This window comes from Haemophilus sp. SZY H53 (genome assembly GCF_054332375.1).
The window spans coordinates 137,156-161,487 of the sequence record NZ_JBTGNV010000003.1; the positions used below are offsets into that span (position 1 = coordinate 137,156).

Sequence of the window (24,332 nt, forward strand, 5' to 3'; positions counted from 1 at the left end):
GATTTTAAGCATGAAAAACATACGTAAAATTAACCGCACTTTAGTCTTTTAAATAAACAAAAGGCGTATTGTATACGCCTTTTGATTAAATAAGAAATTTATCCTTATGCAACGGTAAGTTGTCCGCCGTACAAGATGAAGTAACGTAAGCAGAGAACCCCGATTAAGTCGAAGATTGACACAAGGATAATAAAGTTCTTATTGTATTTTAAGCTGTCTTTTGCTGCAAGGTTCGCAAGTAGAGGAATGATGATACCAATTAAGAATACCCCAATCCAGAACACTGCACCCCAGAAGCCGGAAAGCGCATTATGCAATGCAACTACTTTCTGACCACCACCGAAGTGTAGACCAACAAAGAAACAGATTAATAAACCAAGTTCAGTCACCATAATTGGCACTTCAAATTTATGAATGAAGTGTGATTCATGGCTATCACCTTTTAATTTACCTGCAATGAGGATAAATAAGAAGGTTGCAGCGATACCTGAAGATGTACCTGAAGCCAAGAATAACGCTGGTAGAACAGGGTTATTTAACATTGGGTAACTAATCAATGCTGAAAGTAAGAAACCGGTATAAGCCCCTAGTACAGCAGCTAAGATGAAGAGAATGACTTCTACAGGACCAGTTAAACGTTCTAATACATTGATAATTTTACCGACGAACCCAAGTTTTGGCATAAAATGTTGAATGAACGCCATGATATCTTCTTTGAAGATAACCGCACACCAACATACCAAGAACAGCATATAAACTTGGAATAACATTACCCCCATAGACATTACAGAGTTAAATTGATAGTTAAACATCAATTTCCAGAATGTCCAAGGACGTGCCAAGTGGAAAATTAACAGGGTTAAACCAATTAATGTTGGCACAGAACCTAAAACGGCGGCTGCTCTGATAATCCAGTTTTTGCTAGGATTTTCTAATTTGTGACTACGTTTATAAGCAATCGCTAATTGTACCGCACCGGAAGAAATACCAAGTAAGAACAAATAGATAGCGATTGTTGAATCCCACACCAAATTAGGCGTGTGAAACGGAACAGGATAATCTAATGTCATCTTCTTGGCTCCCCATGTTGGAATGGAATATGGTAAAGATTTGGTTGAGTACCTAATTCCACTTTCGTGCGATAAACCGGATTTTCTTTCACTTTGCGGGAAACTGCACTGCTTGGATCATTCATATCGCCAAAGGTTAATGCTTTGGTTGGACAAGCTTCTACACAAGCAGGTTGTTTGCCAGCTGCTAAGTTTGTATCGCGACAGAAGTTACATTTATCCGCAGTACGGTGTACTGGGTGAATGAAACGTACGCGGTAAGGACAAACTGCAACACAGTATTGGCAACCTACACAAAGATCTTTATGCACATCTACGATACCTGTTTCAGGATCAATAAATGATGCACCGGTTGGACAAACTGCCACGCAAGGGGCGTTTGTACAGTGTTGGCAAGATTGACGGAAAAACTCGTATTCTTGATTTGGGAATTCGCCATAAGGTTCGCTACGGAGAATTTCCAAACGTGAAACGCCTTCAGGAACGTGGTTAGTTTCACGACAAGCATCCATACAAGCGGTACAGCCGATACAAGCTGTTTCGTCGTGTACCATTGCATAGCGTTTCGGTTTATCCGCCTTTTCCTCTTTCGCTAAAGAGGTGACTGATGTCCCCGTCATAAGGATTAATGCCCCCATGCCGGAAACAAAGTTTCGGCGTGAACAAGCTGTCATTATTTATCCTTTTGTTCGGTTGATTGCGTTTGTGATTGTGCTTCTTTTGCCGCTTTGCGTTTTTGTTGTTCGCCGTGGCAATCTACACAAAGTTTCACACGATTTTTCGGTTGAATACCTTTCATCGCATCATCTTTCGGGTGTAATGTGTGGCAGCTTGCACAAGGCAATTTCATTGCGTGAACATCGTGCGCCCAAAGTTTTTCACGAAGTTTTGCAGGTTGGTGACAAGCAAAACAAACTTGGTTTTGTTCTTGCGCGGTATACATTGGTTTTTTATCACCAAAGATATCACCTTCAAAACGCATCACATCTTTTGCTCCGCGACGGTGATCTTGCGAAATATTACCGTGACAGTTGACACAGTTGATCGGTTTACCCGTGTTAGGGCTTTTTTGATTTAAGTGAGCGCCGTGGAATTTACCAAAGTGTAATTCACCACCAGATTGATCTAAAGTTTGGTTTTTATCGACTTTGTCAAATTTGTGACATTTTGCACAATATTGGTTTGGATCACGTTGGTTATCCATTTGTGGCTCGTAAGTGAGTTGAGAGGCTGGTGTTTTAGCCATCTCTTCAGCATTTGCAGCCATTGGCAGTGCCACAAGCATTGCAAGCAATGCAAAGGATTTTGCCGATTTGCTGATTAAAGAAGTTAAATTCATTCTGATTACCTCAAATATAGGGTTAAAAATGACCGCACTTCGACACTTCAGCTACAAAGTGCGGTTCTTTTTTTATTGTTTTGTTGCGGTATCTTCAGCTAATTTGCCATTGGCTTTCGCTTCTTTTACCCATTGAGGTACAACAGTTTCTAAGAATTCTTTTTTCGCTTTACGTTCTTTCTCGATATCGATACCCATTACTTTCCATGCTTTATCAGCTGTAGAAATATCTGGTACTTCAACCGGAGTTTTCACGTCGTGTTTAGTTAAGATTGCTGCAAGTTTAGCACGAGCATCTGCTGCTTTGTCTAAACCGGAAGCTAATACACGAAGTATTACATCTGGAGCGTGCATGTGACCACCATGGCTTGCTGCAGTGTAGTCCCAACGCCATTGAGCGTGACGGATATCCATTAAAGCAGGTTCCATTTCTTCTTTAGTTGCACCTGCATCCCATGCTGCTTTTGCTTCAAAGTGAGCACGAACAACTTGATCTTCTAAACGCCCCATTGCATCTTTCACTTCTTTTTTACGTGAAGCGACGATGTCTTTAAGTTTTTCTTTGCTTTGATCGTGACAGTTTGCACAAGTGCTATCAAATGCATCGAATGGGTTTTGGATTTGGTGATCGGTATAAACTTTACCGTCTTTACCTTGTACTTTAGGCATGTGACAGTCGACACAAGTTACGCCGTTTTTACCATGCATACCTAAAGACCAAATTTCAAAGTCAGGGTGTTGCGCTTTTAACATTGGTGCTTTAGAAAGCGAGTGAGTCCAGTCACTGAAGCCGATATCATCGTAGTATTTTTCGATGTCATCAACAGTTTGACCGTTATCCCAAGGGAAGGTTACTTGTTTTAAATCACCTGCGAAGTAGTATTCAACGTGACAGTTCGCACAGATTTCAGCACGTTTTTCAGTGCGAGCAGCTGTGTTAAAGCTTAAGTTAGCTTGTTCTTTACCTTCAGCTTTTGCTTTTGCTTGAAGTGCAGTATTTAAGTGATCCAATGCACGAAGAACGTGTGGACGCGCAATACGTAATGCAGGTTTACCTTCAGCAAAGTCTTTTGATGTAGTATCGTGACAGTCTGCACAACCGATAGAGTTAACCACTTCTGGACCACCTTTAGCCCATTTTGCACCAAAGTAGCCATCTTCACCCCATTCCGCAATTAAACGAGGAACATCAGGGCCTTTACAAGTCCAACATGCCATTGGTTGTGGACCATCATTTGCATTTTTTGGCGCACCAGTACGTAAAATATTACGTACATCTTCCACTGCATAAACGTGACCACGCGGTGCATTATATTCTTTTGCGAAAGAATAGCCTCCCCATAACACGATTAAACGAGGATCTTGTTCGTCGGCGTAGATGATTTTGTCACCTTTTTCAGTCGCTTTCCACGAATTGAATTGGCTAGGATATTTCTCAGCAAATTTTTCATTTACTGCTTCAATTTTTAAGCTAGAATTTGGTGCTTCCACAGGTTGTTCAAGAGGCTTATAAACCATTTCAGCCATTGCTGAATTATATACACCTAAAGCTGCGAAAGAAGTCGCCAGTATAAGACTTTTTCTCAATATGCTCACGATAATTACTCCATTCAGGAAAGAATAAAAAAACAAAATGCGAACGTTTCTTATTAAGCTTTTGAATACACTCATAAAAATAGTTCAAGGCAAGTGTAAGATACCAAAAAGAAGGGCTTTTTCTACGCTTTTTTTGGGAAAGCTTGGGGTTGATCAAATTTTCGAATAAAAATACCTATAAAGAGGTATCATTTTAGCATGATTATTCTATGGGAATATGGGAAAAGAAATACCGACTTGTTGATAAATGATTTCTTTCAATCAATATGATGATTGATTATACTGTCATCAGTATTATTCAGTAATACTATAGCATATATTTATGGTAGCTCATTGAGCTTATTTTAATGGAGTTTTTATGAATTGCGTTTTTAAAATTATTTGGAATAAAACGATGCGATCATTTGTTGTTGCATCTGAGTTTGCAAAAGGTAAAACAAAAGCCTCAGCCAGTTTAAAACAATGTACGATAAGTGAGATGCCTTCGCTTTCTTTTTTTAAACTTTCTATTCTTACGATTGGTTTAATCACTATTATGCCTACGCAAGCTAAATTTGTGGGGGAGAACGTTAATCCAGTTAATGTTGGCGAAGATGCAGTGGGAATTGGAGATAGTACAACAAGTGCCAAAGGAAAATGGGCTATTGCCATTGGATCGGGGGCTAAAACAAGCGAAAATGAGAAACCCGGTTATTGGACTTCTATTGCGATAGGACGTAATGCGACAGCAATAGAAAATTCAACAACGAAAGAGAAATATTTCGCTGCGATTGCTATAGGTGAAGAAAGTAAAGCCGCAGATACTTCAGCTATTGCTTTAGGCTATGGGGCGAAAGCGCTGGGACGCTACGCTATTTCAGCTGGACGAGATTCAGAGGCGAAAAAAGAGCATGGTATCGCAATAGGTTTTGCCGCCAATGCAGCGGAGGCTTTTGCTATTTCTCAAGGGGCTAATTCAGAGGCAACTGGGCGAGAGTCGTTGGCGCTAGGTTATACGGCGAGAGCTACTCAGCGACGAGCTGTGGCAATCGGTCGCTATGCTGAAGCAATTGCACAGGATGCGGTTGCTTTAGGTGCTGATTCGCAAGCTAATGGGAATATGTTCGATAGTACAACTAGAAATGCAGAATTTAAAGATGATGCTGGTTTAAGTAAAAAGATTGACTTTGCAGCTTATAAGTCTTTAATCAATGGCGCTGTTTCTGTCGGCAAGGCCGGTAACGAACGCCAAATTCATAATGTGGCAGCAGGGCGTCTTTCACCAACTTCAACGGATGCTGTAAATGGTTCTCAACTTTATACGGTATTACACAATAGTGGCTTTAATGTATTAGAAAATAATGCTTCTAAAGCGAGAATTAACAATAATAATGTCGTTAATTTTAAAAATGGCACACAAACAACCGCAGTTGTAACGAAAACAGCAAATGGAACTGATGTGACGTTTAATGTAAATACGACGACAATTTCTTCTGATACACAAAGTAATGCGTCTACGCCAGATGGCGATGCGATTGCAAAGGCTGGTGATGTTGTAGAGGCAATTAATAGTGTACGTAATAAACCAATTACATTTACAGGTAATACTGGAAGTACTACGAAAAAATTGGGTGAATCTTTAAGCATTGTAGGGGATGGTACCGATATTACCAGTACAGCCGATGCAGACAATGTGACATTTACATTAAATAAATCAACTGCAGTAACGAAAGGGGATAATAAGGCTGTAACCAGTGGTGCAGTTGATACTGCCATTAAAGCCATCAACTTGAAGACAGCAGGTGATACAGGGAATGGTGCGGTTAATCTCGAAGCTCAATCTTTAAATATCACAGGTTCAAATGGTTTAACGACAGTTGCAGCTAACAATGGTGTTGAAGTGAAAATTGATGATGCAACGAAAAATAAAATTGATAATGCTGCAAATCAAAGCCTAAATAATATTAATTCTGATGGCAAAAATGTGATTAAAGGCTTAGTTGATATTGAAAATGGCAAAAATACGACAGCAAGTAGTCGAGATGAGAATGGCGTCAAAACCTTCAAGGTGGATGTAAATACAACTACGATTTCTGCCGGTGACAATGGACAAGTTAATACACCTGCTAACGGGGATGCGCCAGTGACAGCAACTTCTGTTGCAGATGCCATCAACAAGACTTATTGGAATGTTGTTGCAAATGACAATACCAAAAAAAGAAGCGGTTAAGGCGGGCAGTACTGTTAAATTTATTGATGGTAAAAATATATCTATTTCTCAAAATGGTAAGGAATTTACTATTGGAACAAGTAATGAGGTAAGTTTTGATCATATTGGTGTTGGTCCTATTTCAATCGATAAAGATAAAGGGGTTGATGCTGGTAATAAGAAAATTAGCAATGTAGAAGCAGGAGAGGCAGGGACTGATGCAGTGAATGTTTCACAATTGAAAGAAGTGAAAGAGATTGCTAACAAAGGTTGGAATCTGTCAGTCGATGGCGGTAAAAATAAATCTAATATCGCACCAGATGCGACAGTCGATTTAAAAAGTGAGAATGACAACATTCAAATCACTAAAGAGGGCAATAATGTCACCTTTAAGTTAAATGATATGATTAATGTGACTAATATTAATGCTAAAGATAATGTAACAGCAGGTGATACAACCATTAATAACGAAGGTTTAACTATTGCTGGTGGTCCAAGTGTTACTAAATCAGGAATTGATGCTGCAGATAATAAAATCACAAATGTAGCCGCTGGTACTGCTGATACTGATGCTGTAAATGTTTCACAATTGAACAAGACTGTTAATGCAGCTAAAACAGAAGTAGTAGCAGGTAAAAATACGTCTATCAAGAAATCTAAAGGCACTAATGGTGAAAGTATTTATACAATTGATGCCGTAGATACATCAGCGAGTGTGACAAGCGAGTCAGGTACATTAAAAGTAAAAACAGGTGAACCTGTTTTAGATAAAGCTGGTAATACTACAGTGACCAATTATGATATTGATTTGTCAGATAAGACGAAAGAAGATATCAACAAAGGTGTTGATGCGAGTACTGCGGTAAACACAAAAGGTTTAACTTTCACAGGCGATAACGGTACTAAAACTGGTGTGAGAAAACTTGATGACGAAGTTGCAATCAAGGGAGATAAAAATATCACTACCAAAGCAAGCGGAAGCCAAGTTGAGGTAACATTAAATAAAAATATTGCAGTAGATAGTGTAAAAGCAGGTGATACAATCATTAATGATAATGGTTTAACGATTTCTAATGGTCCAAGTGTCACTAAAACAGGTATTGATGTTGCTGATAATAAAATTAGCAATGTTGCAGATGGTGTTTTGGATGCCAATAGTAAAGATGCAGTGAATGGTAGTCAGTTACACGAAGTGAAAGAACTTGCGAGTAAAGGTTGGAATGCCACTGCGACGAAGAAAGAAGGTTCAACTGGCGAAGTGACCGGAACTGAAGTTGCAAATGTGGCATCAGGTCAGACGGTAAACTATATCGCTGGTGATAATATCAAACTTGAACAAAATGGTATTAACTTCACGATTTCAACCACGAAAGACTTGAAAGCAGGAAATGTGACAGCGGATAAATTTACTGCAGGCAATACTGTTATTGAGGGCAATCGTGTCGCTATTAATAATGGTCCAAGCATGACATCAATGGGAATTGATGCAGGGAGCAAAGCAATTAGTAACGTTACGGCTGGTAAGAAAGATACAGATGCTGTTAATGTGGCGCAATTAAAGTCAGCCAAAACAGAAGTTGAAGAGGGTAAAAATACGATTGTTACATCAAGAATTGGAGCTAACGGCCAAGTTATTTATAGTGTTAGTGCCAAGAATACTTCAGCGAATGTAACTACATCAGAAGCATTAGTTGTTGAAAACAGAGGTGAGAAAGATATCAACGGTACATCTGTGACTAATTATCATATTGATTTATCGCAAAAAACCAAAAATGACATCCAAAAAGGTGCAGATGCTAATACGGCAATTAGCTCAAAAGGCTTAACTTTTGTTGGTGATAGTAATAAATCTGATGTGAAAAAATTAGGCGATGAAGTTGAGATTACTGGTGATGATAATATCACTACAGTGGCTAACCCTAAAGGTGTTAAAGTTAAGCTAAATAAAGATCTTAAAGTGAATACTGTAACAGCGAATAAATTCACTGCGGGGGATACTGTGATTGATAGCAATGGTGTTACCATTAAAAATGGTCCAAGTATGACTAAAAATGGTATTGATGCAGGTAATAAACCAATTACCAATGTTGCACCTGGACGCATTGCAGCAGATAGTACTGATGTAGTAAACGGCAGCCAATTACACGAAGTAAAAGCTGACATGAATAACAAGATCAATAAGTTAAATGGTCAAGTGAACAAGTTAGGCAAACGTGTTAATGCAGGTACAGCAAGTGCGTTAGCAGCGTCTCAATTACCACAAGCTTACATTCCAGGTAGAAGCATGGTATCTGTAGCGGCGGGTAATTACCAAGGTCAAAATGCTGTGGCATTAGGTATGTCACGTATTTCAGATAACGGTAAAATCATTATTCGTTTAGCAGGTACTAGCGATACACAAGGTAAAATGGGTGTAGCAGTTGGTGCAGGTTACCATTGGTAATTGATGTAAAAATAATAAAAGGCATGGATTCCATGCCTTTTATTATTTAATTTATGCCATAAAAATATAGTTTTATACAGCTATTTCTTTTTCTGACAATGAGGGCAATAAAAGCTATTGCGTTGCCCAATAATCATACTTTCAATCTTAGTGCCGCATTTAGGACAAGGTTTACCTTTGTTTCCATAAACTAGCAATTCCTGCGCAAAATAACCTGGACGACCATCGGGTTGTAAGAAATCTTTTAATGTTGTACCACCTTGTATAATGGCTTTCGCTAATACGTTTTTAATCGTTTCAACGATTAAGACGCATTGTTTTCGCGTGAGGTTTTCGGCTAGTTTCATTGGGTGCAAACCACATAAAAAGAGCGTTTCATTGGCATAAATATTTCCTACGCCCACGACGACAGCATTATCCATTAAAAAAGTTTTAAGTGCGGTCGATTTCTTGCGTGATTTTTTAAAAAGGTATTCCGCATTAAATTCATCAGAAAGTGGTTCAGGACCAAGTTTTAGGAAAAGATGAAAGTCATCTAAGTTTTCAGTCCATAACCATGCACCGAAGCGTCTCGGGTCGTTATAACGCAGTAATTTGCCATTATTCATTACAATATCAAGGTGATCGTGTTTATCAATAGGGCTATTGTGCGGCACGATTCGAACAGAGCCAGACATGCCTAAATGACCAATGATATAACCTTTTTCAGTATGAATAATGAGATATTTCGCACGACGAGAGGTATCTAAAATTTTGACGTTTTTAAGCGTTGTTAATTCAGGAGAAACCACCCAGCGTAATTGAGGTTGGCGCACTACAATTTTTTCAATAATAAAACCTTTCAAATAGGGGCTGACACCACGCAGGGCTGTTTCAACTTCAGGAAGTTCAGGCATAGATAATCTCGATAATGAATTTGTGGTATAAAAAAACCCGAACAATGTCGGGCTTTTTTCAAATCAGCAAAATTATTTGATTTTTGCTTCTTTATAGATAACGTGTTTACGCACTACTGGATCAAATTTTTTGATTTCCATTTTTTCAGGCATATTACGTTTGTTTTTATCAGTTGTGTAGAAGTGACCGGTCTCTGCAGTAGAAACTAAACGGATTTTCTCACGAGCGCCTTTAGCTGCCATGTTTTAGCTCCTTAGATTTTTTCGCCACGAGCACGGATTTCAGCTAACACTGCATCAATGCCTTTTTTATCAATAATACGCATACCTTTCGCCGTTAAACGTAAGGTTACGAAACGGTTTTCACTTTCAACCCAGAAACGGTGAGTGTGAAGGTTTGGAAGAAAACGACGACGTGTCGCATTCATTGCGTGTGAGCGGTTGTTACCCACAGCTGGACGCTTGCCTGTTACTTGACAAACTCTAGACATAATAATCTCCAATAATTTAAATATAAGCTCGAGCTTATGGTTCGGATAATAAAGCTTAAAACTAAGCTTGCTTCCTCGTCAGGTCGCAGTATCCGACCCACTTACTATATTAAAGGTCGCAAATTATACTGACTTTATTTTTATTTCTCAAGTCTAAAAGCGATTTTTCCGTCTTTAAATAGAAATAAATGATAAAAAATCATCAAATTCCCTAAAACTATAACAGATTATGTTCTGCAAAAGAATAACAAGTCCCTTTGCCGACAATAAAATGGTCCAAAATACGAATATCTATTAACTCGGCGGCTTCGATAATTTTTTGTGTAATCAGTTTGTCGGAATAACTGGGTTCTGCGATACCAGAAGGATGATTGTGGGCTAAAATTAAGGCAGCTGCATTGCAGTAAAGACTTTCTTTGATGATTTCACGAGGATAAACATTCGTCACATTAATTGTGCCTAAAAATAACCGCTCTTTTTTAATCAAACGATGTTGATTATCTAAAAATAACACCATAAAAATTTCACGTTCTTCGTGGTGAAGCTCTGCTTGAAGATAAAGCTTTACTGTAGATGTGTCGCTAAATACATGCTCTATCAGTAATTCTTGTTTCAGATAACGCTTTGTCATTTCGGTGGTGGCTTGCAGTTGAACAAATTGCGTAATGCCTAATCCTTTTACTTTGCAAAAGGCTTCTTTATCTGCACTTAATAAGGCTCGAAGGGAGCCAAAATGTTGCAGCACGTTATGTGATAATGCCATGACAGGGCAACCTTTAATCCCTGTTCGTAGAAAAATAGCAAGTAATTCGTGATCTTCTAGGGCCTCAACGCCGTATTTCAATAATTTTTCACGAGGCATTAAAGGAGAGTTTGTCTGCATATTAATTAATGAAAAGAAAAAAGTGCGGTCAATTTTCATGATGTTTTCAATCTTGGCGAGAAGTCAGTTTTATTTTTGAAATCGAGATCGCAAAAATAAAATTTTTTATTGGCGAAATTTGAAGTAAAATAGGCGACCTTAAGTTGTTAAGTACTAACACACAAAAAAACATATCCATTCTATTAAGTCGTAGCGGAGTAGCAAATGAGCTTGAGCGGAAAGCGTATTGTTGTCGGAATTACAGGAGGCATCGCCGCCTATAAAACCATTGAGTTTATTCGTTTATTACGCAAATCTAACGTAGAAGTTCGAGTGACTTTAACACCCGCTGCCGCTGAATTTGTCACACCTTTAACGCTACAAGCCATTTCTGGCAATGCAGTTTCTCAATCTTTACTTGATCCTCAAGCTGAATTAGCCATGGGGCATATTGAGCTGGCCAAATGGGCTGATGCGATTGTAATTGCGCCAGCTAGTGCCGATTTTATTGCGCGTTTAACCGTTGGAATGGCAAATGATTTACTTAGCACGATTTGTCTTGCGACAAGTGCACCTATTTTGCTCGGACCGGCTATGAATCAACAGATGTACCGACAGGCAATTACACAACAAAATTTGACCGCTCTTTCTGCGCGAGGCATTCATTTTGTTGGGCCAAATAGTGGCTTTCAGGCTTGCGGTGATGTGGGAGCGGGTAGAATGTCTGAACCTGCTGAAATTTTTGAGTCGCTTCAATCACTTTTTGCTGTTCAGCAGGATTTAGCTGATTTAAGTGTCACTATTACGGCAGGCCCGACGCGTGAAGCTATCGATCCTGTTCGTTATATTTCTAACCACAGCTCAGGCAAAATGGGTTTTGCAATTGCTGAGGCTTTTGCAAAACGTGGGGCAAATGTCACCTTAATTGCGGGGCCTGTTAATCTGGCTACACCGAAAAATGTTCATCGTATTGATGTGACAACCGCCCATGAAATGTGGCAAGCCTCCCTTGAAAGTGCGGTCAAAAATCGTATCTTTATTGGCTGTGCTGCGGTAGCAGATTATCGAGTAGCGGAAGTTGCAGATCAAAAAATTAAGAAAACCAATGATAACGATGAGTTTTCTCTTAAATTGGTGAAAAATCCAGACATTATCGCCACTGTGGCAAGTTTAGAAAAAGATCGTCCATTTGTAGTGGGCTTTGCAGCTGAAACGCAAAATGTCGCTGAATATGCGAAGAGCAAACTTCAACGCAAAAATTTAGATATGATTTGTGCCAATGATGTATCGGGTGGGCAAGTATTCGGACAAGAGCAAAATGCTTTGCAGATCTTTTGGAAAACAGGCGAAAAAGCGTTGCCGTTAGCTGATAAAAATAAATTGGCAGACGTGTTGGTCACTGAAATTGTTGAGCATTATCACAAATAAAATACGTTCAAAATTCGTTGGATTTGGTGACCGCACTTTTGTATGACAGATTTCTTTTAAAGGATAAATAGGCATGAAAAAAATTGATGTAAAAATTTTAGATAGTCGTATTGGCAACGAATTTCCTTTACCAACCTATGCAACCGAAGGTTCAGCTGGTTTGGATTTGCGAGCATTGCTTGAAGAGGGCATTGAAATTCAACCAGGCGAAACCAAACTTATTCCAACAGGCCTTTCAATTTATATTGCCGATCCGAACCTTGCAGCCGTGATTCTGCCTCGTTCAGGTTTAGGTCATAAACACGGTATCGTATTAGGTAACTTAGTGGGCTTAATTGATTCAGATTATCAAGGCCCATTAATGGTGTCTGTATGGAATCGTGGTCATGAACCGTTCAAAATTGAAGTTGGTGACCGCATTGCACAGTTAGTTTTTGTGCCAGTCGTACAAGCTGAATTCAATATTGTCAGCGAATTTGCCGAAACTGAGCGTGGTGAAGGCGGTTTTGGTCATTCAGGTAAAAAATAAACTATGGTAGAACAATTATCTCTCGTAGAAGTAGATGAGGTAGCAGCGGAAATCAAACCGCCAAAAATCGAAAAACGCACGGTAAAAGAACGTCGGCAACAAGTGTTGACGGTGCTGACGCATATGCTGCATTCTGAACGGGGAATGGAACGTATGACAACAGCACGTTTAGCGAAAGAAGTAGGGGTGTCAGAAGCGGCACTTTACCGGTATTTCCCAAGCAAAACCAAAATGTTTGAAGCGTTGATCGATAATATTGAAGCGAATTTATTTAGCCGTATCACCACATCAATTCGTCATGAAACCAATACGATGAATCGAGTGCGTGATATTATGCAGATGATCCTCGACTTTGCGCGTAAAAATCCTGGTTTAACCCGTATTTTGACAGGGCATGCCTTGATGTTTGAAGCGCCTCTTTTGCAGGCTCGTGTTGCGCAATTTTTCGATCGTCTTGAAATGCAATTGGTGAATATTCTACAAATGCGAAAATTACGTGAAGGTCGTAGCTTTAATGTTGATGAACGAGTCATTGCTGCGCATTTAGTCACGCTTTGTGAAGGGCAGTTTATGCGTTATGTCCGCACAAACTTCCGTTTAGGCGCCAATCAAAGTTTTGAACAGCAATGGCGTTTTCTTGAACCGCTTTTTGCTTAATTGACTTTAGTTGATAAATATATGATTATTCCGTGGCAAGAATTGCCAACAGAAACCTTAGAAAATATTGTGGAAAGTGTGGTGCTTAGAGAAGGGACTGATTATGGTTCACACGAATTTTCTTTAGAACAAAAAAAACAACACCTACTAAACAAAATTCACAATGGAAGTGCAGTGATTGTTTGGTCAGAATTACATGAATCCATTGATATCAAAGATAAAATGGAATTTCTAAAATGAATCAATAGGAGCTTATATGTCAGAAGATGTAGAATTACTTGAAGAACAAAAGCCTCAGGATGATGAGCAGCAACGCGATCCTGCGCTTGATTGGTTCCTAACACATTGCCATTTACATAAATATCCAGCAAAGTCGACTTTAATTCATGCTGGGGAGGATGCCAATATTCTGTATTTCTTAATTAAAGGAACAGTAATGGTGTCATCAAAAGATGACGAAGGCAAAGAAATGATTTTATCTTATTTGGGGGCTGGGCAATTTTTTGGTGAAGCAGGTTTATTTGATGAGGGATCGAAACGTTCTGCTTGGGTGAAAACCAAAACGCCTTGTGAAATTGCGGAAATTTCCTATAAAAAATATCGTCAGCTTATTCAAATTAATCCTGAGATTTTAATGTTTCTTACTTCTCAGTTATCAAAACGCTTGCAAAATACCTCTCGACAAGTGACTAACTTGGCCTTTTTGGATGTGGCAGGGCGTATTGCTCAGGCGCTTATGCATCTAGCAAAACAGCCTGAAGCCATGACTCATCCGGATGGTATGCAGATTAAAATCACGCGCCAGGAAATCGGTCAAATGGTGGGTTGTTCTCGTGAAACCGTAGGGCGAATAATTAAGATGCTGGAAGATCAAAATCTAATTCATGCGCACGGCAAAACCATTGTGGTTTATGGCACTCGATAGAAAAAATAACCGTCTTTAATAAGACGGTTATTTTGTTTTTGTTACATTGATGTGATAGTTGAAATGCCTTTGTTAATTTTTATACGAAAAGCGAAAAAATACTTCTTTTAGTGCAATATCTTAATTGACAAAATAGCGGAAGACTTCTATTATAATACTACCTTCCAACGTGGTTTGTTTGGAAGTCAGGATTGGTCTCCTGAATATATAAGTGGCTTCTTTTAAAAGATTCTTAATCTTTTAATTTTATATCGCAGACTGGAACCCCAGAGATGCTTTAAATCTATGGTGGGCTAGGTAGAAATCCCGCAGGGATGCGATACAGTAAGCCACTTGCTGTTAAGACCAATTCTGCTTAGTTCCACCACCCTTCAAAACAATCTTCAATTTTCAAACATTCATTAACTTACTTTAAACGAGAAATTCTCAGCTAAAGTGCGGTCATTTTTTACTTTATTTTTCGCAAAAAAATACCGACCCATTTCTGAGACGGTATTTTATTTGGTGTGTTATTTCACTTTTTGTTTCATGGCTTCTGCCACAAGTTCAGCTTCAGGGCCGAGAACCACTTGTAAGCCATCGTTACCGATTTTCACGATACCTTTTGCACCAAGAGACTTAAGCTGTTCTTCATTAATTTTGTGTTGGTCCACTAAGCTTAAACGTAAGCGAGTGATACAAGCATCAATATTTTTGAAGTTATCAGCTCCACCTAAAGCATCAATAAATTTGACCGCTCTTTCTTCACGAGATTGGCTTGCTGCTGGTTGTGCTGCAGGGGTTTCTTCTGCTTCTTCTGCACGACCTAATGTTTTTAAGTTGAACGCTTTAATTGCAAAACGGAATACTGCATAGTAAATCACGAAGAATACTAAGCCTTGTACGATTAGCATATACCATTCAACGGCTAACGGGTTGCGTGATGAAAGCACCATATCCACGAGACCTGCACTGAAACCGAAGCCTGCGATCCAATGCATTGTTGCGGCGATAAAGACAGAAATACCGGTTAATACTGCATGGATGAAGTAAAGCACTGGCGCAACAAACATGAAAGAGAATTCTAATGGCTCGGTGATACCAGTAAAGAATGAGGCAAATGCCCCTGCAAGCATGATTGATGCCACTTTTGTTCTTTGGCTTGGTTTAGCGCTGAGATAAATCGCTAATGCGGCACCCGGTAAACCGAACATCATAACAGGGAAGAAACCGGCTTGATACATACCGGTTACACCAACTGTTGCAGTGCCTTCAGCAAGTGATTTCGCACCACCTAAGAAGTTTGGAATGTCATTGATGCCAGCCACGTCAAACCAGAATACCGAGTTTAATGCATGGTGTAAGCCAACAGGAATGAGTAAACGGTTGAAGAAACCGTAAAGACCTGCACCAACAGCGCCTAAATCTTTAATATTTTCACCGAATGATACTAAACCGCCGAAAATATATGGCCAGATGTAAAGCAGTACGAAGCTAATTAACATCATGACAAAAGAAACGACGATTGGCACAAGGCGTTTTCCGCTGAAGAAGGAAAGCGCTTTTGGCAATTCTACTTGATAGAAGCGGTTATAAAGTTCAGCTGAAATCACCCCGATCAAAATCCCAATAAATTGGTTATTGATTTTCCCGAAAGCGGCGGGCACTTCACTTACATCGATATGTTGTAGCTGAGCAACACTACCAGGTGAAAGTAGAGTGGTTACCACATAGTAACCCACTAAACCTGAAAGTGCAGCAGAACCATGTTTGTCCTTAGATAAACCGAAAGCAACGCCAACGGCAAAAAGCAGACCCATGTTATCGATGATAGCACCACCTGATTTAATTAAAAATGCAGCAAGTTGACTGTTAGCGCCCCAGCCATCAGGGTCAAGCCAATAACCAATACCCATCAGTACAGCCGCTGCTGGTAAGACCGCAACAGGTACCATTAAGGCCTGCCCAATTTTTTGCGCATAACCTAACACATTCATTTTTTTCTCCTATTTATAGTAATGAAGTATTACTTCATATTCTAAAGTAAAAAAAAATATTTTGTATAGATGTTGTTACTTTATCTCAAATTTGAGAAGCCGATCACAAATTTTGAAATTATACTTCAAAAAATATTTTTTTATGGTGTAACATCTACTATAATGAGACTCAACTAAAAGGAAACCAGGTATCCGTGCTTAGAATAGGAGTTTATATGTCGAAATTATCACATAATGAAGTCTTAGATAAAATTAAATTTGGTCTTATTGCGTCTTGTCAACCAGTTGATGATGGCCCGATGGATAAACCAGAAATCGTGGCGGCCATGGCACAGGCTTCTGTTGCTGGTGGCGCTGCCGGATTACGTATAGAGGGTATAGAAAATCTTAAAGCAACACGCCCTACTGTGAATGTGCCGATTATTGGTATTGTGAAACGAGATTTACCTGACAGTCCAGTGCGAATTACCCCATTTTTGCATGATATTGAAGATTTAGCGAAAGCCGGTGCAGACATTATCGCCGTGGATGGGACAAATCGTCCTAGACCAGTAGATATTGAAAGTGCGGTCAAAAAAATCCACGAATTAGGCTGTTTAGCCATGGCAGATTGTTCGAATTTAGAAGAAGGCTTGTACTGTCAAAAACTGGGTTTTGATATTGTGGGCAGTACGATGTCTGGCTACACAGGTGGTACAGTGCCAGAGGAGCCTGATTATCAATTAGTTAAAGATTTGAAAGCGGCAGGCTGTCGAGTCATGGCGGAAGGACGTTATAACACCCCTGAGTTGGCGAAAACGGCCATTGAAATTGGTGCTTATTGTGTGACAGTTGGTTCTGCATTAACTCGCTTAGAGCATATCGTAAGTTGGTTCACCGAAGCCATTCATTCAGCCAAAAAATAAAGGAAGAAGATATGTCATTAACAGTGGATAGTGGTCAGACATTACAGCGTTGTTTGGCATTAGATATTGGTGGCACGAAAATCGCTTCTGCTATAGTGAAAAATGGTGAAATTCAGCAGCGAAAACAGATTTCTACGCCACAGGATGATGCCGCTCAAGCCATGCATCAAATCCTTGCTCAGTTACTAAAAGAATATGAAGGGCAGTTTGATTATGTCGCCGTTGCTTCAACGGGCATTATTAATCAAGGCGTTCTGACCGCACTTAACCCTAAAAATTTGGGTGGATTGGCTCAATTCCCATTAAAAGACAGTATTGCACAACATACCGATAAACCGATTGGTTTGCTTAATGATGTGCAAGCTGCAGCCTATGCAGAATATCAATTACAAAACCCTAATGATGTTCAAAACTTTGCCTTTATTACGGTTTCAACAGGCGTAGGGGGCGGTTTAATTTTAAATCATCGTTTACTTACTGAGCCAAACGGCATTGCGGGGCATATAGGGCATACTTTGGCCGATCCTAATGGCCCTGTTTGTGGTTGTGGCCGCCGCGGTTGTGTTGAAGCTATTGCATCCGGTCGCGCGATTGAAGCAGTTTCTTCTCAATGGGATGAGCCTTGCGATCCTAAAGAAGTTTTTGCGCGTTTCCGTCAAAATGATGAAAAAGCAACCGCACTTGTGACTCGTTCAGCTCAAGCTATTGCGAATTTAATTGCGGATTTGAAGATTGGATTAGACATGCAAAAAGTCGTGGTTGGCGGTAGCGTAGGGTTGGCAGAAGGTTATTTACCGTTAGTTCAAGCTTTATTAAGTGAACTTCCTGCTGTTTATCATTGTGAATTAGAACGTGCTCAATTTGGACAAGATGCGGGCTTGATTGGCGCGGCTTACTGGGTAAAAGATTGCTTATTACAAGCCAAAAATACGGGAGTGGTTTATGGCTAAAAACGGCAATATTTTAAATATCATCAGCTCGTTATATCGTAGTTTAACGAAAACAGAAAAGAAAATTGCGGATGCGATTTTATTGAATCCCGATCTTGCGGTGCAAGCGCCTTTAGCTGAAATTGCCGCCCATTTAGAAGTGGGGGAGGCGACCTTTGTACGTTTTTGCCGTACTCTCGGCTTTAAAGGTTTCAGTGATTTTAAATTGGAATTATCCATCGAGCTAGCCACAAAAGATGGCAAAGATAACACCGTATTAGATTCCGATATTACCGATTCTGACAACTCATTGAATATTGCGCATAAGCTGAAATCTGCCATCAATAACGTGATGGATGAAACCATTAATTTGTTGGATTTTGAGCAGTTGGAAGAGGCAGTAAAATCCATTCAACAAGCGAATCGTGTTTTCTTATTTGGTGTGGGTACATCCGGTATTACTGCGGAAGATGCCAAAAATAAACTGATGCGTATCGGTGTGCAAGTGGATGCGACGGGTAATAATCATTTTATGTATATGCAGGCATCGTTATTGACGAAAAAGGATGTCGCAATTGGTTTGAGCCATTCCGGTTATTCGCAAGAAACCACTCATACCATGAAAATTGCGAAAGAAAATGGCGCCAAAACCATTGCGATTACGCACAGTTTGCGTTCCCCCATCACTGAATATGCTGATCTTGTTTTAGTGAATGGGAATAAGCAAGGTAAGTTGCAAGGCGATTCTATCGGCACGAAGATTGCCCAATTATTCGTATTAGATTTGATTTACGCTTTATTAGTACAGGCATCGCAGGAAAGTGCGGTCAAAATAAAGCAAAAAACATTAAATGTCATTTTAGAACAACGTATCAAATAGGAGAGAAAAATGCGTAACTTAAAAGGTATTTTTAGTGCGTTATTAGTATCATTCAATGAAGATGGCTCTATCAATGAAAAAGGTTTGCGTGAAATCATTCGCTATAACATTGATAAGATGAAAATTGATGGTTTATATGTAGGCGGTTCAACAGGTGAAAACTTCATGCTTTCTACGGAAGAGAAAAAACAAATTTTCCGTATCGCGAAAGATGAAGCAAAAGACCAAGTCGCGCTAATCGCACAAGTGGGTAGTGTGAACTTACATGAAGCAGTGGAATTAGGTAAATATGCAACGGAATTAGGCTATGACAGTCTTTCTGCAGTAACCCCGTTCTACTATAAATTTAGCTTCCCTGAAATCAAACATTACTATGACACGATCATTGCTGAAACAGGCAATAACATGATCGTGTACTCAATTCCGTTCTTAACTGGCGTGAATATGGGGATTGAGCAATTCGGCGAACTTTATAAAAACCCGAAAGTGCTAGGTGTGAAATTTACCGCTGGGGATTTCTATCTATTAGAACGCTTGAAAAAAGCTTATCCAAATCACTTAATTTGGGCTGGTTTTGATGAAATGATGGTACCTGCAGTCTCTCTAGGTGTAGATGGTGCGATCGGTAGTACATTCAACGTAAACGGTGTCCGTGCAAGACAAATCTTTGAATTAACCAAACAAGGTAAATTGGCTGATGCGCTTCAAGTTCAACACGTGACCAATGATCTTATTGAGGGCATTTTAGCGAATGGCTTATATCTCACTATCAAAGAGTTATTGAAACTAGAGGGTGTGGATGCAGGTTATTGCCGTGAGCCAATGACAGCGAAAGCAACACCAGAGCAATTAGCGAAAGCGAAAGAGTTAAAAGCAAAATATTTATAAATTAATGGAAAAGTGACCGCACTTACTTCTTTCTTCCTTCTATAGCGGGGCGGAAAGAATGTCAGTGTGGTACTGATAAGGAAGGTTATTATGCGTCTCATTCCTCTGAACAATGAACAACAAGTCAGCCGTTGGGCGGCGCGTCATATTGCTGATCGAATTAATCATTTTAAACCTACCGCAGAACGTCCTTTTGTATTAGGTTTACCAACAGGCAGTACACCACTTAAGACCTATCAAGAATTGATTAAATTAAATCAAGCAGGAGAAGTGAGTTTTAAACATGTGGTGACCTTTAATATGGATGAATATGTGGGTTTACCAAAAGAACATCCCGAAAGCTATCACAGTTTTATGCATAATAATTTCTTCAACCATATTGATATTCAACCGCAAAATATCAATATTTTGAATGGTAACACCGATGACCATGATGAAGAATGTCGTCGTTATGAAGAAAAAATTAAATCTTACGGCAAGATTCATTTATTTATGGGCGGCGTAGGTGTTGATGGACATATTGCCTTTAACGAACCTGCGTCTTCTTTAAGTTCGCGTACCCGTATTAAAACTTTAACACCTGATACCATTATTGCTAATTCTCGTTTCTTTAATAACGATGTAAATCAAGTGCCCAAATATGCTTTAACAATCGGCGTGGGTACATTACTTGATGCAGAAGAAGTGATGATTTTAGCAACGGGTCATAATAAAGCCTTAGCTGTACAAGCTGCAGTTGAGGGTAGTATTAATCACCTTTGGACAGTGAGTGCTTTACAGCTTCATCGTCATTTCGTTTTGGTATGTGATGAGCCTGCTCTGCAAGAATTAAAAGTGAAAACAGTGAAATATTTTACCGAATTGGAAGGTCGCGCGATTCATAGTGTATTATAAGTGCGGTTAATTTTAATTTGATTTTAGGAAGGTATGATGAAGTATGCGTTAATTAACAGCGTAATCTACACCAAAAATGAGGTGTTAAGAGATTATGCGGTGGTTATTGAAGGGGAATATATTCAATCCGTTATTCCACAAAGCGAATTAGAAAGTGGGATTAAAACCATTGATTTAAAAGGGCATAATCTCACAGCAGGCTTTATTGATTTGCAATTAAATGGCTGTGGCGGCGTGATGTTTAACGATCAAACAAGCGTGGAAACATTAGAAATCATGCAAGCCACTAACTTGAAATCAGGCTGCACCAGTTTCTTACCAACGTTTATTACTGCACCAGATGAAGATATCAAACTGGCAGTAAACATTATGCGTGAGTATTTGAATAAGCATAAAAATCAAGCGCTTGGTTTACACATCGAAGGCCCTTATTTAAGTCTTGAGAAAAAAGGCGTGCATCGCCCGGAATATATCCGTGAAGCGACGCCAGAGATGAAGGATTTCTTATGTGATAATGCTGATGTTATTACCAAGCTTACCATTGCCGCTGAAAACCCAACGGTGCAATATATTCCGGATTTTGTAAAAGCAGGCATTATTGTGTCTATTGGGCATTCTAATGCGACTTATGAAGTGGCGAAAGACGCTTTTCATAAAGGGGCAACTTTTGCGACTCACTTACACAATGCCATGTCGCCGATCAGTTCAGGACGTGCAATGGGCGTAGTTGGTGCAGTGCTAGATTCCGATGTTTACACAGGCATTATTGTAGATGGTGTGCATGTGAATTTTGGTAACGTTCGCTTAGATAAAAAAGCGAAAGGTGACAAGCTTTGTATTGTGACTGATTCTCTTGCTGCTGCAGGTGCACCACCTGAATTGGAAACCTTCACCTTTGTAGGAAAACCGATTTATGTGAAAGACGGTCGTTGCTATGATGCAAATGGTACGATTGCAGGTGCATCAATTACCATGATGGAATCTATTAAGAATGCTGTAGAGTATGTAGAAATGCCATTAGCAGAAGCGATTCGCATGAGTAACCTTTACCCAGCAAGAGCAATCGGCGTAGATGATCGTTTAGGCTCTGTTGAAGCAGGAAAAGTCGCAAACTTGGCGGTATTCACAAAAGATTATGACGTGATTGGTACCGTATTGAATGGTGAGTGGAAACCAAACTAAAGTGCGGTCAAAAATAGTATTGTTTTAAACGTAATCCGATCTTCAAACAGATCGGATTATTTTTTATGACTGTAGTTCGGCGATCTTACCAGTATCTACTTGGAACAATTTTCCTTTTCCCACTTGCATCTCTTTGAGTTGCCCTTGAGTAATAGCGGTTACGAAAACTTGAGAACCACTTTGTTGCAAGCGTTCCGCAAGCAGGGCGCGTTTATGTTGATCCAACTCAGAGGCAAAGTCATCAATTAAAAAGATGCAATGACGCTGTTTTTGAATCATTAAATGTTCACCTTGCGCTAAACGTAGCGCACACATCAATAATTTTAATTGACCACGAGAGAGCACATCTTCTACAGGTAGTCCATTGGCTTTAAAGCGGAAATCCGCTTTTTGTGGGCCTGAAACTGTATAACCAATGGCTTTGTCTCGCTCAAAGTTTTGCGCCAATAATTCACCATATTCTGTCGCTTTCTCCCAGCCTTGATGAAAGCTAACAGTAATTTCTAATTCAGGTAAAAATAACTGGCAGGTTTTTTCAATTTCTGGACGTAAGGCTTCTGCATATTCAGCACGCCAATCACTCACTTGGTGGGCTAATTTGGCTAATTCAATATCCCAAATTTTAATCGCAGAATAAGGCTGATTTTGACTTAATGCGGCATTTCGCTGTTTTAATAAGCGGTTTAATGCAACCCAAGAGGAATGAAAACTGTTATGGTGGTGGAATAAGCCCCAATCTAAAAATGCACGTCGAAAACTAGGGCCGCCATTTAATAAGGTAAGTCCTTCAGGCGTAATTAATTGCATGGGTAAAAGGTGAGCGAGATCGGCAATTTTATTGCCGTCTTCACCGTTTATTTTTGCGATGGTATTACCTTGACGAAGTTTTTGTAAGCCAACAGACCATTGATGTTGGCTTTCTTGAATTTGGCCAAAAAGCGTGAAATGAGGTTCGTCGTAAGAAATGATGCGATTTGCGACCGCACTTTTGAAAGAGCGTCCATGCCCGAGATAAAAAATGGCTTCTAATAAGCTCGTTTTTCCGCTGCCGTTGTTGCCGACTAAAAAGTTAAAGCCGTGATCAAATTCAAGATCCACGGCATTTAAATTTCTAAATTTTTCAACAATTAAGCGAGAAATGGCCATTATTCTTAGAGGCGCATTGGCATAATGACGTATTCAGCGCTTGCATCTTCGCTGTTTTCAATTAAGCAGCTTGATGACGCATCCGTGAGGCGAATACGTACTTGTTGGCATTTTAAGGCGTTCAATACATCCAAAATGTAAGTCACATTAAAGCCCACTTCCATTTCTTCACCTTGATAATTCACATCCACGATTTCTTCTGCCACTTCGTGTTCTGGGTTAGATGCGGTAATTTTAAGTTGGTTTTCACTTAAGTTTAAACGCACGCTACGTACACGTTCATTTGAAAGGATAGAAGCCCGTACAAAGGCTTGTTTTAAGGTTTCCCAGTTACCTTCTACGATACGCGTTGCATTACGTGGTAATACTCGACGGTAATCCGGGAAGCGGCCATCAATAAGTTTTGAGGTAAACACAATGTGGTTTAAGTGAATACGAAGATTATTCGTGCCGATTTGCAAACGAGCAAGTTCATCACTGCTTTCTAATAGGCGATTCAGTTCTAATACACCTTTACGAGGGAGAATAACGGAATGAGTTTGCAGATCTTGATCTAATTCGATCGTACAAACGGCAAGACGGTGACCGTCAGTTGCAACAGTACGTAATAAATTACCTTCCGTTTCAAATTTCATGCCGTTTAAGAAATAGCGAGCATCCTGGTTTGCCATTGAAAATTGGGTGGCTTCAATTAAGCGACGTAAGGTGCTTTGCGGTAAGGCAAAATCCACTTCAGATTGCCAATCCGTTAGATTTGGATATTCTTCAGCGGGCAGCGTAGTGAGATTAAATTTACTGCGACCCGATTCTACAATGGCGCGATCTTCTTCAAAGGTAACTGTAATTTCAAATTCATCTGATAATGTACGGCAAATATCTAAGAATTTTTTAGCCGGAATAGTGAACGCGCCATCAGCGGTTGAAGACGAAAGTTGAGTATAGCTAGAAAGCTCAACTTCAAGGTCTGTCCCTGTAATCGTTAAACGGTTATCTTCAATTTGTAATAACACGTTATTTAATACAGGAATATTCGGACGATTGCTCAATACGCCACAAACTTGCTGTAAGGGTTTTAATAGGTTTTCTCTTGAAATGCTAAATTGCATCA

General features: G+C 39.6%; 24 protein-coding genes. 13 read left to right on the top strand and 11 right to left on the bottom strand.

The window, feature by feature from the left end; genetic code table 11:
- Nucleotides 1–104: 104 nt before the first annotated feature.
- The 4 genes from nrfD to nrfA form a co-directional block, all read right to left on the bottom strand.
- Nucleotides 105–1,070 carry a cytochrome c nitrite reductase subunit NrfD gene (gene nrfD / locus ACXVWB_RS04215; protein WP_289901425.1) on the bottom strand — a complete coding sequence of 322 codons (966 nt, stop codon included), beginning with the start codon at nucleotides 1,068–1,070 and terminating at the stop codon, nucleotides 105–107.
- Nucleotides 1,067–1,744 carry a cytochrome c nitrite reductase Fe-S protein gene (gene nrfC / locus ACXVWB_RS04220; protein ID WP_005695543.1) on the bottom strand — a complete coding sequence of 226 codons (678 nt, stop codon included), beginning with the start codon at nucleotides 1,742–1,744 and terminating at the stop codon, nucleotides 1,067–1,069. Before nrfC ends, nrfD begins: the two co-directional genes overlap by 4 nt.
- Nucleotides 1,744–2,409 (bottom strand): cytochrome c nitrite reductase pentaheme subunit, encoded by a 666-nt coding sequence (nrfB, locus tag ACXVWB_RS04225; RefSeq protein ID WP_289901424.1) that lies wholly within the window; start codon nucleotides 2,407–2,409, stop codon nucleotides 1,744–1,746. Before nrfB ends, nrfC begins: the two co-directional genes overlap by 1 nt.
- A 72-nt stretch (nucleotides 2,410–2,481) precedes the next feature.
- Nucleotides 2,482–4,005 (bottom strand): ammonia-forming nitrite reductase cytochrome c552 subunit, encoded by a 1,524-nt coding sequence (nrfA, locus tag ACXVWB_RS04230; RefSeq protein ID WP_289901423.1) that lies wholly within the window; start codon nucleotides 4,003–4,005, stop codon nucleotides 2,482–2,484.
- A 358-nt stretch (nucleotides 4,006–4,363) separates the two neighbouring features.
- On the opposite strand from nrfA, the gene ACXVWB_RS04235 reads away from it, so the two are divergent.
- Nucleotides 4,364–6,214 (top strand): ESPR-type extended signal peptide-containing protein, encoded by a 1,851-nt coding sequence (locus tag ACXVWB_RS04235; RefSeq protein ID WP_289901422.1) that lies wholly within the window; start codon nucleotides 4,364–4,366, stop codon nucleotides 6,212–6,214.
- On the top strand, nucleotides 6,186–8,636 hold the full coding sequence (locus ACXVWB_RS04240) for a YadA-like family protein (protein ID WP_289901421.1): 2,451 nt from the start codon (nucleotides 6,186–6,188) through the stop codon (nucleotides 8,634–8,636). Before ACXVWB_RS04235 ends, ACXVWB_RS04240 begins: the two co-directional genes overlap by 29 nt.
- A gap of 80 nt (nucleotides 8,637–8,716) precedes the next feature.
- On the opposite strand, the gene mutM is transcribed toward ACXVWB_RS04240, so the two are convergent.
- From mutM to radC, 4 genes are all read right to left on the bottom strand, one after another.
- Complete coding sequence (gene mutM, locus ACXVWB_RS04245) at nucleotides 8,717–9,532, bottom strand: DNA-formamidopyrimidine glycosylase (RefSeq protein WP_289901420.1); 816 nt, start codon at nucleotides 9,530–9,532, stop codon at nucleotides 8,717–8,719.
- A gap of 72 nt (nucleotides 9,533–9,604) precedes the next feature.
- Complete coding sequence (gene rpmG / locus ACXVWB_RS04250) at nucleotides 9,605–9,775, bottom strand: 50S ribosomal protein L33 (protein WP_005613503.1); 171 nt, start codon at nucleotides 9,773–9,775, stop codon at nucleotides 9,605–9,607.
- A gap of 11 nt (nucleotides 9,776–9,786) precedes the next feature.
- Nucleotides 9,787–10,023 carry a 50S ribosomal protein L28 gene (gene rpmB, locus ACXVWB_RS04255; protein WP_005542826.1) on the bottom strand — a complete coding sequence of 79 codons (237 nt, stop codon included), beginning with the start codon at nucleotides 10,021–10,023 and terminating at the stop codon, nucleotides 9,787–9,789.
- Between the two features lie 217 nt (nucleotides 10,024–10,240).
- Complete coding sequence (radC, locus tag ACXVWB_RS04260) at nucleotides 10,241–10,906, bottom strand: RadC family protein (RefSeq protein WP_289901510.1); 666 nt, start codon at nucleotides 10,904–10,906, stop codon at nucleotides 10,241–10,243.
- Between the two features lie 204 nt (nucleotides 10,907–11,110).
- Here radC and coaBC point away from each other — a divergent pair, with 204 nt between their 5' ends.
- From coaBC to crp, 5 genes are all read left to right on the top strand, one after another.
- Nucleotides 11,111–12,313, top strand: coding sequence for a bifunctional phosphopantothenoylcysteine decarboxylase/phosphopantothenate--cysteine ligase CoaBC (gene coaBC / locus ACXVWB_RS04265; RefSeq protein WP_289901419.1), 1,203 nt, complete (start codon nucleotides 11,111–11,113; stop codon nucleotides 12,311–12,313).
- Nucleotides 12,314–12,386: 73 nt separating this feature from the next.
- Complete coding sequence (dut, locus tag ACXVWB_RS04270; protein WP_049357052.1) at nucleotides 12,387–12,842, top strand: dUTP diphosphatase; 456 nt, start codon at nucleotides 12,387–12,389, stop codon at nucleotides 12,840–12,842.
- A gap of 3 nt (nucleotides 12,843–12,845) precedes the next feature.
- Nucleotides 12,846–13,499 (top strand): nucleoid occlusion factor SlmA, encoded by a 654-nt coding sequence (gene slmA / locus ACXVWB_RS04275; RefSeq protein ID WP_049357050.1) that lies wholly within the window; start codon nucleotides 12,846–12,848, stop codon nucleotides 13,497–13,499.
- 21 nt (nucleotides 13,500–13,520) lie between these two features.
- Nucleotides 13,521–13,739 (top strand): YheU family protein, encoded by a 219-nt coding sequence (locus tag ACXVWB_RS04280; RefSeq protein ID WP_005695554.1) that lies wholly within the window; start codon nucleotides 13,521–13,523, stop codon nucleotides 13,737–13,739.
- A gap of 16 nt (nucleotides 13,740–13,755) precedes the next feature.
- Entirely contained in the window at nucleotides 13,756–14,424 is a 669-nt protein-coding gene (crp, locus tag ACXVWB_RS04285; protein ID WP_049357048.1) for a cAMP-activated global transcriptional regulator CRP, read from the top strand.
- 509 nt (nucleotides 14,425–14,933) lie between these two features.
- Here the strand turns inward: crp and nagE are convergent.
- The gene (nagE, locus tag ACXVWB_RS04290) at nucleotides 14,934–16,400 is read right to left on the bottom strand and encodes an N-acetylglucosamine-specific PTS transporter subunit IIBC (protein WP_128787006.1); all 1,467 of its coding nucleotides are present in this window, start codon (nucleotides 16,398–16,400) and stop codon (nucleotides 14,934–14,936) included.
- 215 nt (nucleotides 16,401–16,615) lie between these two features.
- Here nagE and ACXVWB_RS04295 point away from each other — a divergent pair, with 215 nt between their 5' ends.
- The 6 genes from ACXVWB_RS04295 to nagA all read left to right on the top strand — a co-directional run bounded on the left by ACXVWB_RS04295 (nucleotide 16,616) and on the right by nagA (nucleotide 22,078).
- Nucleotides 16,616–17,305, top strand: coding sequence for an N-acetylmannosamine-6-phosphate 2-epimerase (locus ACXVWB_RS04295; protein WP_070590546.1), 690 nt, complete (start codon nucleotides 16,616–16,618; stop codon nucleotides 17,303–17,305).
- Between the two features lie 11 nt (nucleotides 17,306–17,316).
- Nucleotides 17,317–18,255, top strand: a complete 939-nt coding sequence (locus tag ACXVWB_RS04300) for an N-acetylmannosamine kinase (protein WP_289901417.1) — start codon at nucleotides 17,317–17,319, stop codon at nucleotides 18,253–18,255.
- On the top strand, nucleotides 18,248–19,114 hold the full coding sequence (locus ACXVWB_RS04305; protein WP_289901416.1) for a MurR/RpiR family transcriptional regulator: 867 nt from the start codon (nucleotides 18,248–18,250) through the stop codon (nucleotides 19,112–19,114). The genes ACXVWB_RS04300 and ACXVWB_RS04305 overlap by 8 nt, the downstream gene beginning before the upstream one ends.
- A 9-nt stretch (nucleotides 19,115–19,123) precedes the next feature.
- Entirely contained in the window at nucleotides 19,124–20,002 is an 879-nt protein-coding gene (gene nanA / locus ACXVWB_RS04310; RefSeq protein WP_049367080.1) for an N-acetylneuraminate lyase, read from the top strand.
- A gap of 90 nt (nucleotides 20,003–20,092) precedes the next feature.
- Nucleotides 20,093–20,896, top strand: coding sequence for a glucosamine-6-phosphate deaminase (gene nagB, locus ACXVWB_RS04315; RefSeq protein ID WP_197546925.1), 804 nt, complete (start codon nucleotides 20,093–20,095; stop codon nucleotides 20,894–20,896).
- A gap of 36 nt (nucleotides 20,897–20,932) precedes the next feature.
- Nucleotides 20,933–22,078 (top strand): N-acetylglucosamine-6-phosphate deacetylase, encoded by a 1,146-nt coding sequence (nagA, locus tag ACXVWB_RS04320; RefSeq protein WP_289901509.1) that lies wholly within the window; start codon nucleotides 20,933–20,935, stop codon nucleotides 22,076–22,078.
- Between the two features lie 63 nt (nucleotides 22,079–22,141).
- On the opposite strand, the gene recF is transcribed toward nagA, so the two are convergent.
- Both recF and dnaN read right to left on the bottom strand, forming a co-directional pair.
- Nucleotides 22,142–23,224, bottom strand: a complete 1,083-nt coding sequence (gene recF / locus ACXVWB_RS04325) for a DNA replication/repair protein RecF (RefSeq protein WP_070590556.1) — start codon at nucleotides 23,222–23,224, stop codon at nucleotides 22,142–22,144.
- 5 nt (nucleotides 23,225–23,229) lie between these two features.
- Nucleotides 23,230–24,330, bottom strand: coding sequence for a DNA polymerase III subunit beta (dnaN, locus tag ACXVWB_RS04330; RefSeq protein ID WP_014064018.1), 1,101 nt, complete (start codon nucleotides 24,328–24,330; stop codon nucleotides 23,230–23,232).
- Between the last annotated feature and the right edge of the window lie 2 nt (nucleotides 24,331–24,332).

Bases quoted from the DNA above. Each gene is read 5' to 3' on its own strand.
- nrfD (WP_289901425.1), bottom strand. From the start codon at position 1,070: ATGACATTAGATTATCCTGTTCCGTTTCACACGCCTAATTTGGTGTGG.
- nrfC (WP_005695543.1), bottom strand. From the start codon at position 1,744: ATGACAGCTTGTTCACGCCGAAACTTTGTTTCCGGCATGGGGGCATTA.
- nrfB (WP_289901424.1), bottom strand. From the start codon at position 2,409: ATGAATTTAACTTCTTTAATCAGCAAATCGGCAAAATCCTTTGCATTG.
- ACXVWB_RS04235 (WP_289901422.1), top strand. From the start codon at position 4,364: ATGAATTGCGTTTTTAAAATTATTTGGAATAAAACGATGCGATCATTT.
- ACXVWB_RS04240 (WP_289901421.1), top strand. From the start codon at position 6,186: ATGACAATACCAAAAAAAGAAGCGGTTAAGGCGGGCAGTACTGTTAAA.
- mutM (WP_289901420.1), bottom strand. From the start codon at position 9,532: ATGCCTGAACTTCCTGAAGTTGAAACAGCCCTGCGTGGTGTCAGCCCC.
- rpmG (WP_005613503.1), bottom strand. From the start codon at position 9,775: ATGGCAGCTAAAGGCGCTCGTGAGAAAATCCGTTTAGTTTCTACTGCA.
- rpmB (WP_005542826.1), bottom strand. From the start codon at position 10,023: ATGTCTAGAGTTTGTCAAGTAACAGGCAAGCGTCCAGCTGTGGGTAAC.
- radC (WP_289901510.1), bottom strand. From the start codon at position 10,906: ATGCAGACAAACTCTCCTTTAATGCCTCGTGAAAAATTATTGAAATAC.
- coaBC (WP_289901419.1), top strand. From the start codon at position 11,111: ATGAGCTTGAGCGGAAAGCGTATTGTTGTCGGAATTACAGGAGGCATC.
- dut (WP_049357052.1), top strand. From the start codon at position 12,387: ATGAAAAAAATTGATGTAAAAATTTTAGATAGTCGTATTGGCAACGAA.
- slmA (WP_049357050.1), top strand. From the start codon at position 12,846: ATGGTAGAACAATTATCTCTCGTAGAAGTAGATGAGGTAGCAGCGGAA.
- ACXVWB_RS04280 (WP_005695554.1), top strand. From the start codon at position 13,521: ATGATTATTCCGTGGCAAGAATTGCCAACAGAAACCTTAGAAAATATT.
- crp (WP_049357048.1), top strand. From the start codon at position 13,756: ATGTCAGAAGATGTAGAATTACTTGAAGAACAAAAGCCTCAGGATGAT.
- nagE (WP_128787006.1), bottom strand. From the start codon at position 16,400: ATGAATGTGTTAGGTTATGCGCAAAAAATTGGGCAGGCCTTAATGGTA.
- ACXVWB_RS04295 (WP_070590546.1), top strand. From the start codon at position 16,616: ATGTCGAAATTATCACATAATGAAGTCTTAGATAAAATTAAATTTGGT.
- ACXVWB_RS04300 (WP_289901417.1), top strand. From the start codon at position 17,317: ATGTCATTAACAGTGGATAGTGGTCAGACATTACAGCGTTGTTTGGCA.
- ACXVWB_RS04305 (WP_289901416.1), top strand. From the start codon at position 18,248: ATGGCTAAAAACGGCAATATTTTAAATATCATCAGCTCGTTATATCGT.
- nanA (WP_049367080.1), top strand. From the start codon at position 19,124: ATGCGTAACTTAAAAGGTATTTTTAGTGCGTTATTAGTATCATTCAAT.
- nagB (WP_197546925.1), top strand. From the start codon at position 20,093: ATGCGTCTCATTCCTCTGAACAATGAACAACAAGTCAGCCGTTGGGCG.
- nagA (WP_289901509.1), top strand. From the start codon at position 20,933: ATGAAGTATGCGTTAATTAACAGCGTAATCTACACCAAAAATGAGGTG.
- recF (WP_070590556.1), bottom strand. From the start codon at position 23,224: ATGGCCATTTCTCGCTTAATTGTTGAAAAATTTAGAAATTTAAATGCC.
- dnaN (WP_014064018.1), bottom strand. From the start codon at position 24,330: ATGCAATTTAGCATTTCAAGAGAAAACCTATTAAAACCCTTACAGCAA.